Origin of the sequence: Brevibacterium sp. SIMBA_078 (assembly GCF_046534565.1) — a bacterium.
Lineage (GTDB): Bacteria > Actinomycetota > Actinomycetes > Actinomycetales > Brevibacteriaceae > Brevibacterium.
Map to the genome: position 1 here is coordinate 140,192 of NZ_JAWRYQ010000005.1, position 12,839 is coordinate 153,030.

Annotated in this window: 13 protein-coding genes and 4 tRNA genes; 4 read left to right on the forward strand and 13 right to left on the reverse strand. The window is 64.3% G+C overall.

Going from position 1 to position 12,839, the window contains the following annotated elements; translation table 11 throughout:
• Positions 1-199 precede the first annotated feature (199 nt).
• From SB749_RS17680 to SB749_RS17695, 4 genes are all read right to left on the reverse strand, one after another.
• Positions 200-271, reverse strand: a tRNA-Val gene (locus SB749_RS17680).
• A gap of 37 nt (positions 272-308) precedes the next feature.
• Positions 309-380 (reverse strand) — tRNA-Val (locus tag SB749_RS17685).
• A gap of 30 nt (positions 381-410) precedes the next feature.
• Positions 411-481 (reverse strand) — tRNA-Cys (locus tag SB749_RS17690).
• Positions 482-507: 26 nt separating this feature from the next.
• Positions 508-580: transfer RNA gene (locus SB749_RS17695), tRNA-Gly, on the reverse strand.
• A 136-nt stretch (positions 581-716) separates the two neighbouring features.
• Here SB749_RS17695 and SB749_RS17700 point away from each other — a divergent pair.
• A complete protein-coding gene (locus SB749_RS17700; RefSeq protein WP_410711454.1) occupies positions 717-1,193 on the forward strand; it encodes a TIGR02611 family protein in 477 nt (158 codons plus the stop codon).
• 60 nt (positions 1,194-1,253) lie between these two features.
• On the opposite strand, the gene zapE is transcribed toward SB749_RS17700, so the two are convergent.
• The 8 genes from zapE to hrcA all read right to left on the reverse strand — a co-directional run bounded on the left by zapE (position 1,254) and on the right by hrcA (position 9,330).
• Positions 1,254-2,261, reverse strand: coding sequence for a cell division protein ZapE (gene zapE, locus SB749_RS17705; protein WP_410711455.1), 1,008 nt, complete (start codon positions 2,259-2,261; stop codon positions 1,254-1,256).
• Between the two features lie 156 nt (positions 2,262-2,417).
• Entirely contained in the window at positions 2,418-3,356 is a 939-nt protein-coding gene (era, locus tag SB749_RS17710) for a GTPase Era (protein WP_410711456.1), read from the reverse strand.
• A gap of 1 nt (position 3,357) precedes the next feature.
• Positions 3,358-4,665: a hemolysin family protein gene (locus SB749_RS17715; protein WP_410711608.1), complete on the reverse strand. Its 1,308-nt coding sequence runs from the start codon at positions 4,663-4,665 to the stop codon at positions 3,358-3,360.
• A gap of 8 nt (positions 4,666-4,673) precedes the next feature.
• Entirely contained in the window at positions 4,674-5,162 is a 489-nt protein-coding gene (gene ybeY / locus SB749_RS17720) for an rRNA maturation RNase YbeY (RefSeq protein WP_410711457.1), read from the reverse strand.
• A complete protein-coding gene (locus tag SB749_RS17725; RefSeq protein WP_410711458.1) occupies positions 5,159-6,238 on the reverse strand; it encodes a PhoH family protein in 1,080 nt (359 codons plus the stop codon). The genes ybeY and SB749_RS17725 overlap by 4 nt, the downstream gene beginning before the upstream one ends.
• Positions 6,239-6,293: 55 nt before the next feature.
• On the reverse strand, positions 6,294-7,055 hold the full coding sequence (locus SB749_RS17730) for a 16S rRNA (uracil(1498)-N(3))-methyltransferase (protein WP_410711459.1): 762 nt from the start codon (positions 7,053-7,055) through the stop codon (positions 6,294-6,296).
• Entirely contained in the window at positions 7,052-8,167 is a 1,116-nt protein-coding gene (dnaJ, locus tag SB749_RS17735) for a molecular chaperone DnaJ (RefSeq protein ID WP_262776724.1), read from the reverse strand. Before dnaJ ends, SB749_RS17730 begins: the two co-directional genes overlap by 4 nt.
• A gap of 122 nt (positions 8,168-8,289) precedes the next feature.
• On the reverse strand, positions 8,290-9,330 hold the full coding sequence (gene hrcA / locus SB749_RS17740) for a heat-inducible transcriptional repressor HrcA (RefSeq protein ID WP_410711460.1): 1,041 nt from the start codon (positions 9,328-9,330) through the stop codon (positions 8,290-8,292).
• 160 nt (positions 9,331-9,490) lie between these two features.
• On the opposite strand from hrcA, the gene SB749_RS17745 reads away from it, so the two are divergent.
• The 3 genes from SB749_RS17745 (at position 9,491) to SB749_RS17755 (ending at position 12,069) form a co-directional block, all read left to right on the forward strand.
• Positions 9,491-10,354 (forward strand): DUF3097 family protein, encoded by an 864-nt coding sequence (locus tag SB749_RS17745; RefSeq protein WP_410711461.1) that lies wholly within the window; start codon positions 9,491-9,493, stop codon positions 10,352-10,354.
• 125 nt (positions 10,355-10,479) lie between these two features.
• Positions 10,480-11,190: a DUF4870 domain-containing protein gene (locus SB749_RS17750; RefSeq protein WP_410711462.1), complete on the forward strand. Its 711-nt coding sequence runs from the start codon at positions 10,480-10,482 to the stop codon at positions 11,188-11,190.
• 84 nt (positions 11,191-11,274) lie between these two features.
• Positions 11,275-12,069: a DUF4870 domain-containing protein gene (locus tag SB749_RS17755; RefSeq protein WP_410711463.1), complete on the forward strand. Its 795-nt coding sequence runs from the start codon at positions 11,275-11,277 to the stop codon at positions 12,067-12,069.
• Between the two features lie 50 nt (positions 12,070-12,119).
• Here the strand turns inward: SB749_RS17755 and SB749_RS17760 are convergent, their stop codons facing one another.
• Positions 12,120-12,638, reverse strand: a complete 519-nt coding sequence (locus SB749_RS17760; protein ID WP_410711464.1) for a hypothetical protein — start codon at positions 12,636-12,638, stop codon at positions 12,120-12,122.
• Between the last annotated feature and the right edge of the window lie 201 nt (positions 12,639-12,839).

Here is a 12,839-nt window from a genome sequence, read left to right on the forward strand (position 1 = left end):
GAATCCAGAGAAAACTGAGCCGAAACAGTGCTCACCGGCGCGACCGGGCGAATCTCACCGGCGTAACGGGGCAAATCTCACCCGCGAGCTTAGGCGAAGAGGGTGATTGAGGGTCACTGGGGAAAAGGGTCAATGCTCAGAAAGTCTGCTCGAGCGTGAACGCACGAAGCCCCGAGTGGATCACTCGGGGCTTCTTCTGTGCGCGATACTGGGATCGAACCAGTGACCTCTTCCGTGTCAGGGAAGCGCGCTACCGCTGCGCCAATCGCGCTCTATTCATTTGTTGCACCGGAACCCGAAGGTCCCTGTGCGCGATACTGGGATCGAACCAGTGACCTCTTCCGTGTGAAGGAAGCGCGCTACCGCTGCGCCAATCGCGCTGGTCAACCGACATTTCTGCCGGTCATACGAGGTGGCGACGGGATTCGAACCCGTGTATACGGCTTTGCAGGCCGCTGCCTCGCCTCTCGGCCACGCCACCGCCAAGGCAGTGCCATGACGCCTCCGAGCGGATGACGGGACTCGAACCCGCGACCCTCACCTTGGCAAGGTGATGCTCTACCAACTGAGCCACATCCGCATTTCTCGCTGCCCGGTTTCCCTGGCAACGAGATATAACTCTATACGCAGGTGGCGGCTTACGCAAAATCAGAATCGGGTGATCGTGGTCACACGTATCGATCAAGCTTTCAGGGTCACCATCTTATAGTGGTTGGGTGAATGCAGAGAGCCCGCAGACCCGCCCCAAGGGCTGGTTGTCACGCCACCACCGGCAAGGTCCCCGACCGTGGCGGAAACTGCGTCTGGGGTTCCTCCGCTGGCGGCGCACAGTGTTGGCCAACCCGCACACTGCACGCCTCTATCGCACCATCGTCGGCGGCCTCGGCACACTCATCGTGCTCATCGGACTCGTGCTCGTCCCGCTGCCCGGCCCCGGCTGGCTCATCGTCATCATCGGCCTGTTCATCATCTCCAGCGAGTTCCACTGGGCTCAGCGACTTCTGCACTTCGTACGCGTGAACGTCGAACGCTGGACACACTGGATCATGGCTCAGCGGCTGTGGGTGCGGTGGACCATCGGCGCAGTCACGGCGGCCTTCGTGGCTGTCATCGTGTGGTTCACCCTGAAACTCACCGGTCTGCCCGACTGGGTGCCGGACCTGCGTCTCTTCGATGTGATCGGCCTCAGCTGAAACGACTGACGCCCGTCGCACCTTCATCAGAGGTGCGACGGGCGTCACTGGTCTCTCGGCTCAGGACGACAGAGCGGTCAGTCGCGAGAGGCAGCGCATGTACTTCTTCTTGTACCCGCCTGCCAGCGACTCCTCGGTGAAGACCTTGTCGAGAGCGGCACCGGAGTTGATGATGTGCACGTTGCGATCGTAGAGCCGGTCGACGAGCGCCACGAAGCGCAGAGCCACGCTCTCGTTGTCGATCGTGCGCACGTTCTCCCACACAGCCGCGTCGATTCCGTCGACCATCCGCCCGTAGCGTGAGGGGTGGACGGTGGACAGGTGGCTGAGCAGCTCCGAGAAGTCATCGCGAGCCACGACTCCGTCAAGCCGACTCGCGGCCGAATCGAGTTCGGATTCCGGCAGCGGGTCCGCCGGCGAGGTGAGCTCACGGGCACGGTAGTCCTTGCCGTCGATGCGGTAGACCTCGAACTGTTCCGCCAGCGCCTGAATCTCGCGCAGGAAGTCCTGAGCGGCGAAGCGCCCCTCCCCCAGAGACCCGGGCAGGGTGTTCGATGTCGCGATGATCTTCACCCCGGCATCGGTGAGTTCACGCATCAACCGGGACATGAGCACGGTGTCGCCGGGATCGTCGAGTTCGAATTCGTCGACGCAGACGAGTTTCATCTTCGACAGGTCGTCGCGAGCCCGAGCGAAGCCCAGGGCTCCGACGAGGTTCGTATATTCGACGAAGGTGCCGAAAGTCGCCGGCTTCTCGTTGGCATGCCAGGCCGAAGCCAACAGGTGAGTCTTGCCCACTCCGTAGCCGCCGTCGAGGTAGACGCCCTTGGCGCCGGAGCTGCCCTTCGCGAACAGCTTGCCGAAGAATCCCTTGTCGGTCGAGCGCTGAGTGAAGTCCCGCAGCTTGTTCCGTGCCTCTTCCTGCGAGGGCTCCGCTGGGTCGGTGCGGTAGCTGTCGAAGGACACGTCCTCGAACTGAGGCGGCGGCACGAGACCTGCGATGAGCTCTTCGGGGGCAACCTGTGGGGATCGGTCGCTCAGTGCGACCAGAGTCTGCTCGGCATTCACTCGGCCTAGTCTAAGGCAGGCTCGAGTGCCCGGTTCAACTCGGGCCCCGGAGGGTGATGCCCGTCACCAGCCGCGGATCCGCGCCGCTTCCGCAGTCCGCCTTCCCCCGTCCGTCAGCGTGCTGTTCGCATCACCAGCGGCGACCGACCGGGCAGATCAGCTGTTGAAGTCGAAGCCGAGGCGGCCGAGCTGTTTGGGATCGCGCTGCCAGTCCTTGGCCACCTTGACGTGCAGGTCGAGGTAGACCTTTGTGCCGAGGAGCCGCTCGATGCCCTGCCGGGACTCCGACCCGATGGTCTTGAGCCGACTGCCGCCTTTGCCGATGATGATGGCTTTCTGGCTCGGACGTTCGACATAGAGATTGACGTGGACGTTCCACAGCGGATTGTCCTCGCTGCGTCCTTCCCGCGGGTACATCTCCTCGACCTGCACGGCCAGGGAATGGGGCAGTTCATCACGCACTCCTTCGAGGGCTGCTTCGCGCACGAGCTCGGCGATCATCTTCTCTTCCGGCTCATCCGTGAGGTCACCGTCGGGGTAGAGCGGAGGAGATTTCGGCAGATGTGCCGCGAGCACCGAATCGACGGTGTCGACCTGGAAGTCCTCGACAGCGGAGACGGGGACGACATCGGCGAAGTCGGCGAGCTCGCCGACGGCCAGCAGCGCCTCGGCGATTCTGTCCTTGGGCACCCGGTCGACCTTCGTCACCAGCGCCACGATCGGGGTCCGTCCGTCCAGCAGCGCCAGCTGGGAGGCGATATAGCGGTCGCCGGGACCGATCGGCTCATCGGCGGGCAGGCAGAAGCCGATGACGTCGACTTCGCCCAGCGTGGAGGCCACGAGATCGTTGAGTCGGGACCCGAGCAGGGTACGCGGTTTGTGCAGTCCGGGGGTGTCGATGAGGATGAGCTGGTGGTCGTCCTTGTGGACGATTCCGCGGATCGTATGCCGGGTCGTCTGAGGTTTGGCCGAGGTGATCGCGACCTTCTCCCCCACCAGGGCGTTCGTCAGCGTCGACTTTCCCGTATTCGGGCGACCCACGAAGCAGGCGAAGCCGGCCCGATAGTCATCGGGGTAGTCCGTGCGAAATTCCATCTCAGTCCTCTTCCTTCGTCCCCGAACCTTCGGCTGCGGCGGTCCGCTGTGCGTGTCTGCTGTTCTCGTGGGTGCGGGTGACCCGCACGTGGGTGATTCGGTGGCGTCGCCCCTGGCCCTCCATGGCTTCGATCTCGAGGCCCTCGATCGACGCATGCGAGCCGTCGATGGGCACTCGGTCGATGAGCTTCGAGAGCAGTCCGCCGACGCTGTTGACATCGTCTTCGTCGATGCGCACGTCGAAGTACTCGGCGAAGTCGGAGATCGACATGCGGGTGCTGATGATGAACGATCCGTCTTCGGCGGCGACGAGTTCGTCATCGCCGTTGTCGTATTCGTCTTCGATCTCGCCGACGATCTCTTCGACGATGTCCTCGATGGTCACCAGCCCTGCGGTGCCACCGTATTCGTCGATGAGGATCGCCAGATGCGTCGAATCCAGCTGCATCTGCCGCAACAGGTCATCGGCCGGCTTCGTCTCCGGGACGAACAGGACGGAGCGGGCCAGGTTGCCCACGGGACGGTCGGCCTCCTCGGGGTGGAGGTGGAGGCGGCGGGCGACGTCCTTGAGGTAGGCGACTCCGCGGACGTCATCGAGGTCCTCCCCGCAGACGGGGATGCGGGAGAAGCCGGAGCGGAAGAACAGGTTCATCGCCTTCTGCAGGCTCACGTCCGCATCGACGGTGATGAGGTCGGTGCGCGGCACCATGACCTCGTTCGCCGAGGTGTCAGAGAGGTTGAACACCGACTGGATCATCTCGCGTTCGCCGTCTTCGATGACGTCGGATTCGCTGGCACGTTCGACGAGGTCGCGCAGCTGTTCGGAGGTCACGAACGGACCGTCCTTGTACACCTTGTCGGGTGTGAGCAGATTGCCGAGCACGACGAGGATGCGGGTCAGCGGTTTGAGCGCGACGAGGACGATGCGCACGACCCAGCTGAGGTTGAGGCTGACAGCCAGCGATCGGCGCTTGCCGATCGTGCGTGGAGAGACTCCGGCGATGATGAAGACCGCCACCGAGGCGGTGATCACCGTGAGGAAGACCATGAGCGGTCCCACGGAGTAGTAGGAGTCGTAGGCCAGGGCGATGAACACCGTGGCGAGTGCTTCGAGGAAGTTGCGGACGAAGATGATGACGTTGATGTTCGTCGGCAGGTCCGCGAGGATCCGCTCGACACGCACCGCTGAGCGTTTGCCGTCCTCCTTCGCCTCTTCGACCGCATGGTGGGAGACGTTGAGCAGCGCGGCATCCACGGCGGAGAGGGTGGCTGCGATGATGAGGCACAGTGCCGCCCCGAGGAAGAACATGAACACGATCAGACCTCGGTGGGGGTGGGAATGTCGGTGCGACCGTCGTAGCGGGCCGCGAAGAAGGTCAGCAGCAGATGCCGCTGGAGGGCGAACATCTCTTCCCGCGCTTCGGGCTCACCGTGGTCGTAGCCGAGCAGGTGGAGGAATCCGTGGACGGTCAGCAGCAGGACCTCGTCCATCGTCGAATGACCGGCCGCCCGAGCCTGAGCCTCGGCGACCTCGGGGCAGATGATGATGTCGCCCATCTGACCTTCGGTCGGCTTCTCCGGCTCGCCCTGGTGGAGCTGATCCATGGGAAAGGACATCACGTCGGTCGGTCCTTCGAGGTCCATCCAGGTGACGTGGAGTTCGGACATGGCCGCCCCGTCGACCATGGTCACGGCCAGCTCCGCACCGGGGTGCATGTGCAGGGCTTCGCCCAAGTACTCGGTCAGGGCCACGACTTCGTCGAGGTCCACCTCGGCGTCGGTCTCGTTGAGGATCTCGGTGTTCATTCGGCATTCCCCCACAGGTCGTAGGCTTCGACGATCTTCGTCACCAGCGAATGCCGGACGACGTCCTTGCTGCCCAGTTCGCAGAACTGCAGGTCCTCGATTCCGTCGAGGATGTCGCGGACGACCTTGAGTCCGCTGCGGGTCTTGCCCGGCAGGTCGATCTGGGAGATGTCACCGGTGACGACCATGCGTGAGCCGAAGCCGAGGCGGGTGAGGAACATCTTCATCTGCTCGGCCGTCGTGTTCTGCGCTTCGTCGAGGATGATGAACGCGTCGTTGAGGGTGCGCCCGCGCATATAGGCCAGGGGCGCGACCTCGATCGTTCCGGTCTCGATGAGCAGCGGGATCGATTCGGGATCGACCATGTCGTGCAGGGCGTCATAGAGCGGACGCACATACGGGTCGATCTTGTCGTTGAGCGTGCCCGGCAGGTAGCCCAGGGACTCCCCTGCTTCGACAGCCGGACGGGTGAGGATGATCCGTGAGACCTCTTTGTGCTGGAGGGCGTTCACGGCCATGGCCATCGCCAGGTACGTCTTGCCGGTTCCGGCCGGACCGATGCCGAAGGTGATCGTGTGGTTGCGGATGGCCCTGACGTAGTCGTGCTGGCCCATCGTCTTCGGACGGATCGACTTTCCCCTGGTGGAGAGGATGTTCGTGCCCAGCACCGCCGAGGCGGCCGCTCCCTCGGAGGAGAACGTCGTGACCCTCTCGATCGTCTCTTCGTTGATGCGATGGCCGGCCGCGTGAAGTTTCTTGAGTTCCCCGATGACGCTGACGAAGGCTTCCACGCGCTTCGAGTCGCCGGTGACCTGGACCTGGTTGGCCCGGACGTGAATGTCGAGGTCGGCGAAGGTCTTCTCCAGGGCGCGCAGGTTCGATTCTCCGGGACCGAAGAAGGCGACGAGGTCGATGGAGTCGGGGATGACCAGTCGCACGGTGTCGCGATCGGCACCTTGGGTGTCCGGCACGGCATCAACGCCGGCGGCACCGTCGCCGGTCGCGGCGGTGTCCGAGTCGGTGGGGTTCATGGAGTTCGGGTTCGGTGGGGTGATGTCCAGAATGTTCCTTTGCAAGTGAGCGCACCGTCACCGGCAGCGCCTGAGTGTGCTTCCATCCTAGTCCGATGCCTCACCAACGGCCCAATGAATTCTGGGCCAGGACGAGACCGGCGGGTCCCGCCGATGACGAGCGCAGGATCGTCGGTCCCAGCAGCACCGCGGTTGCTCCACGGTCGGTCAGGGCGGCGAGTTCGCCGTCGCTGATGCCGCCCTCGGGGCCGACGACGAAGACGATGCGCTCCGGCAGCTGCGCCGAGTCGTTCGCGATCAGGCCATCCAGCGCTTCGGAGAGCCTGCGCTGAGCGGTCTCGTGGAGGACGAAGACCGCATCAGCGTCGTCGAGGGCCTTGGCCAGGGCGGCTCCGCGGACGAGGTCGTGGAGGATGGGAAATCGTGCTCGTCTGGCCTGCAGGGAGGCCGCTCCGAGGAGGTTCTCCCATTTCGCGGCCATCTTCTCCCGCTTCTTGGCCGGCCAGTCGGCGATCGAGCGCTCGGCGGCCCAGGGCATGACGTCGTCGACGCCGATCTCCGTGGCCGTTTCGATGGCCTGCAGGTCCCGGTCGCCCTTGGCCAGGGCTTGGACGAGGACGAGGCGCGGGCCCGTGCGCTCCTCGACCGTCACCTCGGTGACGTCGATCGTCAGCTGGTTCGCCGAGGCGGCCGTGACGGTTCCGCGCGCACGTCTGCCTTCCCCGTCGACGATGTCGATATCCTCGCCGGGACCGATCCGACGCACCCGCACCGCATGCCCGGCCACGTCCTCACCGAGGGTGAGGGCGGACCCGACGACCGCCTCGGCGGCGGTGGCGGAGCGGAAGACGGGAAGACTCACCGACCGGCGAACCTCTCACGCATGCGGGAGAACATTCCGCGGTTCTCGGTCGAGATCTGGGCGCGCGGTGTCTCTTCTCCGCGCAGTTCGGCGAGTTTCTCGAGCAGTTCGCGCTGTTCGTCGTCGAGCTTGTCCGGGGTGAGGACGTCGACGGTGATGAGCAGGTCGCCACGGGTCTCCGAACGCAGGCGGGTGGCGCCGAGTCCGGGGAGTTTGACGATGGTGCCGGACTGGGTGCCGGCGGCGATGGTGAGGTCCTGAGTGCCGTCGAAGGTCTCGAACGGGATGGTGGCGCCCAGGGTCGCCGCGGTCATCGGCACGGAGACGGCGGCCCGGAGATTGTCGCCGTCGCGCTGGAAGACCTCGTGGCGGGTGACCATGACCTCGACGAAGAGGTCACCGGCGGGTCCGCCGCCGGGCCCGACCTCGCCCTGGCTGGAAAGCTGGATCCGGGTGCCGTCGGAGACACCGGCGGGGATGCGGATCTTCATGGTCCGCTGTTTGCGCACGCGTCCGTCGCCCTGGCAGTTGAGGCAGGGGTTCGGGATGACGGTGCCGAAGCCGTGGCAGGAGTTGCAGGTCTGGTTCGTGACCATCTGACCCAGCAGGGTCCGGGTCATGCGCTGGACGCTGCCGGCTCCGTGGCACAGCGAGCAGGTCTCGATCTTCGTGCCTTCCTGCGTGCCCGCGCCCGAACAGGTGTCGCAGACGACTGCAGTGGTGACGTCGAGGTCGACGGTGCCGCCGAAGGCCGCGGTCTTCAGGTCGATATTGACTCCGACGAGGGCATCCTTGCCTCGCTGGGTGCGCGGGATCGGTCCTCCGGCCTGACCGCCGCCACCGCCGAAGAAGGTCTCGAAGATGTCGCCGAATCCGCCGAATCCGCCGCCGGCCGGGAAGCCCTGACCGTTCTCGCCGCCGCCCATATCGTAGTTGCGGCGCTTCTCCGGGTCGGAGAGCACGTCGTAGGCCAGTGAGATGGCTTTGAATTCGTCTTCGTGACCGGGATTGACGTCCGGGTGGTACTTGCGTGCCAGCTTCCGGTACGACGACTTGATCTCAGCCGCGGAAGCGTCTTTGGACACTCCGAGTGTTTCATAGTGATCGGCCACAGAAACTTCTCTCTCCCTGACGTAGTGGTCTTCTCTGTTCGTGGTGGTGGCTGCGCCCTTGCGCGGTGCTCACCGGTTCTGCGCTGCCCGTCTGCGGGTGTCCCTCGTCGATATCAAGGGACCTACCCTCGATCGAGGATCGAGGACACGTATTTGGCGACGGCACGGACTGCCGAGATCGTCGTCGGATAGTCCATTCGGGTCGGGCCGAGCACTGCCAGTCTGGCCGAGGAACCCGCGTCATGACCATATTCGGCGGCGACGACGGAAGTCGAGCTGAATGATTCGTGAGTATTCTCACGCCCGATGCGCACACTGATCTCCTCGTGGTCTTCGGCCATCGAGGTGAGCAGCTTGAGCAGGACCACCTGTTCTTCGAAGGCTTCGAGGATCGGAGCCATCTTCTCTCCGAATTCGCTTCCGGAGCGGGCGAGGTTCGCGGTGCCGGCCATGATGATGCGCTCTTCACGCGTCGCGGCGACGAGGTCGACGACGGCGGCCCTGACCTGTGTGAGTCCGGAGTCGTCACGAGCGGCCGGCTCACTCGATTCGGTGGCGGTCGCCTCGGCGGCGTGGGCCGATCCGAAGACCTGCGCGAGTGTGCGTCCGGCGAATTCGGCGTTGATCTGGTCGCGCAGTCCGCGGACGGCGTCTTCGTCGAGCGGGCTCGGGGTGATCACGGTCTTCTGCTCGACCTGGCCGGCGTCGGTGATGAGGACGACGAGGATCCGCCCGGGTCCGAGTCCGACGATCTCGATGTGCTTGATGCGCGCCCGCGACACCGTCGGGTACTGGATGAGCGCGACCTGTCGGGTGAGGCCGGAGAGGACGCGGACGGTGCGGTCGAGCATCTCGTCGAGGTCGACATCGCCGTCGATGAGTTGGAAGATTGCGCGCCGCTCGGCGGTGGTCAGCGGTTTGAATTCATCGATCCGGTCGACGAACATCCGGTAGCCGAGGTCGGTGGGGATCCGTCCGGCAGAGGTGTGGGGCTGGGCGATATAGCCCTCTTGTTCGAGCGCGGCCATATCGTTGCGGATCGTGGCCGGAGAGACTCCGAGGGTGTGGCGCTGGACGATCGCCTTCGATCCCACGGGTTCGTTGGTGGCGACGAAGTCCTCGACGATGGCGCGCAGCACCTGTGCTCGTCTGCTGTCGTTCATCGCGGGTCTCCTCTCCGTCTCGCCGGTCGATCGCGGTCCCATGCCTGCTCTTGGCACTCACTGAGTCTGAGTGCCAATTCTACGCCTCTCGTTCCCGGAATTCATTTCTGGGGTGGCCTGCGGGTCTGCACGCCTGCGGGACCGTCCTTGATTATGGTGGGTGCCCGTGAATGCTTTTGATCGCTATGGCCCCGATGTGCTCTCCGGTTCCTCCCCGTCGTCGCACCGTCCGAAGAAGTCCCGCCAGGTCGAACTCGGCCTGGGCATGGTTCTCGAGGATGCGATGAGCGGCTATGTCGGCGCTGTCGTCGGCGCGGAGAAGACCACGGCCGGTGTCGTCGTCAAGCTCGAGGATCGCGCCGGCAAGGTTCGGGCCTTCCCCCTGGGACCGGGTTTCCTCCTCGAGGGGCAGCCCGTCGATGTGCAGCTGCCGAAGAAGAAGGCGCAGCAGCCCGGACGGACGGCCTCGGGGTCTCGCGCCGTGGTCGGAGCGAAGGCTCGAGTGGCACGTGGGTCGCGGATCTGGGTCGAGGGCAAGCACGACGCCGAACTCGTCGAGAAGATCTGGGGCGATGACCTGCGCATCGAAGGCGTCGTCGTCGAGCCCCTGGGCGGTCTCGATGATGTCGCGGACAAGCTCGAGGCCTTCGGCCCGGATCGGGACCATCGAGTCGGTGTCCTCGCCGACCATCTGGTGAGCGGGACGAAGGAATCGAAGATCGCCGAGGCGGTCCGGTCCGATCCGCGGTACCGCGATGTCGTCCACATCATCGGTCACCCGTACGTCGATATCTGGCAGGCGGTGAAGCCCCATGTCGTCGGCATCCGCGAGTGGCCGGTCGTCCCCCGCGGTGAGGATTGGAAGACGGGAATACTGCGTCGCATCGGATGGCCGCACGCCGACCATCGGGACGTTGCCCGCGGGTGGGTGTGCATCCTCGGGAAGGTGAGCACCATTGCTGATGTCGAACCGACTCTGTCGGGGCGCGTCGAGGAGCTCATCGACTTCGTCACCGTTGGCTGAGAGTCGGCGGTGGTGCGGCGCGGGGGATGTGTGCCGAATCTGTCACAGGAGTGAGGCTTTCCCGACATCCTCGGGACACGTCGCTCCGTTAGGGTGAATGGCAAGCACTCTTCGAAAGGATCCCCATGTCGTATCACCCCGAGCAGCCGGGCAGCCGGCCGATGCCGCCGAACTACTCTCAGGCCTCCGGTTCGCAGCAGCCCTACGCGCCGCAGGGCCAGCAGTATTCGCAGCCGCAGACGCACAGCGGTCAGCCGGGTTCCGGTGGGCAGTCGGGGTATGGTTCGCAGCGAGCGTACGGCGCTCAGCCGGGATATGGGGCGCAGCCGAACCCCGGGGGCCAGCCGGGTTACGGCGCACAGCCTGGATACGGAGCTCAGCCTGGTTACGGCATGCCGCAGATGCACAACCCGGCGATGTTCGACTCCCGCTCCCTGCCTGAGCAGGCCTACGGACCCGGCTCCGAGCAGTTCTGGATGGCCCACGAACCCGACCGGACCACGGCAATGTGGACCCACCTCGGCTCGCTCATCTTCGGCTTCATGCCGCTCATCATGTTCCTCGTGAAGAAGGACGAATCGCCGTTCGTCCGGGAGCATTCGCGTCAGGGCCTCAATGCGATGATCACGAACACGATCGTCACCTTCGGTGCCTTCATGATCTTCATGTTCCTCGGTTTCATGCTGGCACTGGTGACATTCGGGATCGGCATGATCATCATGTATGCGGCGTTCATCGTCCCGCTCGTCTACTGCGTCTTCTACATCATCGCGGCCGTCGCAGCGAACAAGGGCGAGGGCTATAAGTTCCCGCTCACCATCAACTTCGTGAAGTGACCATCCCCGTCACCTCACTTGCACTGGGACAGCCCACACTCACTGGGTTAGTGTGGAGTGATCGCACACTCTGAAGGGACTCTCATGTCGGACAACCCGCAGCAGCCGAACAACGGACAGTCACAGCCGATGCCTCCGAACTATTCCCCGCAGTCGGGCTCGCAACAGCCGTATACCCAGCAGCCACAGCAGGGTTCGCAGCCACAGCAGGGTTCGCAGCCGCAGCAGAGTGGTCAGGCCCACGGCTCTCAGCCGCAGAATCCTCAGCAGGGATCACAGCCGGGCTATGGCTCGCAGCCCCAGCCCGGGTACGGCTCCCAGCAGCAGAATCCGGCCTACGGATCTCAGCAGCAGAATCCTCAGCAGCAGTATGGTTCCCAGCCGGGCTACGGTTCGCAGCAGGCGTGCGGCAGTCAGCCCGGACACGGAAGCCAACAGCCCTACGGTGGCCCACAGGGATACGGAATGAATTCGGCGGGGAATCCCGGCTCGTTCAATTCTCAGGCGCTGCCGCCCCAGGCTTACGGGCCGGGTTCGGCGGGACTCTGGCAGCCGAGCCCGTCAGAACGCTCCACATCCATGTGGACACAGGTCGGCGCAATCTTCACCGCCTGGATCGTTCCGCTCATCGTCTTCCTCGTGAAGAAAGATGAGTCGCCCTTCATCCGCGAACAGGCCCGTCAGTCGCTGAACTTCCAACTGACCCTCATCATCGCCTATATCATCGCCGACATCCTCGCCGTCATCACCTTCGGCATCGGCGGGATCCTCTTCTTGGTCATCTGGGTCGTTGCTCTGGTATTCATGATCCTGGCCGCTGTCGCCGCCAACAAGGGCGAGGTCTATAAGGTTCCGATGAGCATCCAGTTCATCAAGTGATTCGGTGGGTATGATCTCGACTGCAGTCGACGTCAACACCTCATCACCAGTCAGCGCCTCCGGGCCGTTCCCGACAATTCGGGAACGGCCCGGTTCCGTCTCCGCCCGGCAAACCACGCCGAAGACCGCGGAAGGAATGCGAATACCACACTCAACGCGCCCAGAAGAAGGAACCCGCTGATGAGCAGCGGACTCAACGGAGTGATGACGAAGAACCCAATGGCCAGACACACGAGCGCCACCCACCGTGCTGGCCCCGTTCCGACGAACATCCTCCAGGCGTAGACGGCGAAGCCGACCATCACGACCAAGCCGGCCACCGCTCCGACGACGAGGATGACCTGAGCAAGGAAATCAGAGACGTCACCGGCGACCGAGACGCCTGATACTTCGGTCGAATCACCGACCCCGTGCAGGACCCACCCGAGCACCCGTAGAACCCGACCACCGGTGAATGCCGCAACAATCAGCGCGAGAAGAACGAAGATCGGAGCCACTGCCCCGAGAACAGCCGCGACGACGACCTCCCACGGGCGACGCACGATCGCAGGCTCGGCGGCGGGAACCACCGGTATCCTCCCGGCTTTCATAGCTTCGCGCGCCGCTGCCGCAGCTGCGAATCTCTGTTCATTCGCTGCGCGATTTCCCAATGGAGCGTGATGTGGTGGGGATGGCTGCCGGGGCCTTCCGATCTCATTTCGGCCAGGAGAATTCATCGACGAACTCCTCCTCCGCATCCGCACAGGCAACACCACTTACCTTGACACTAC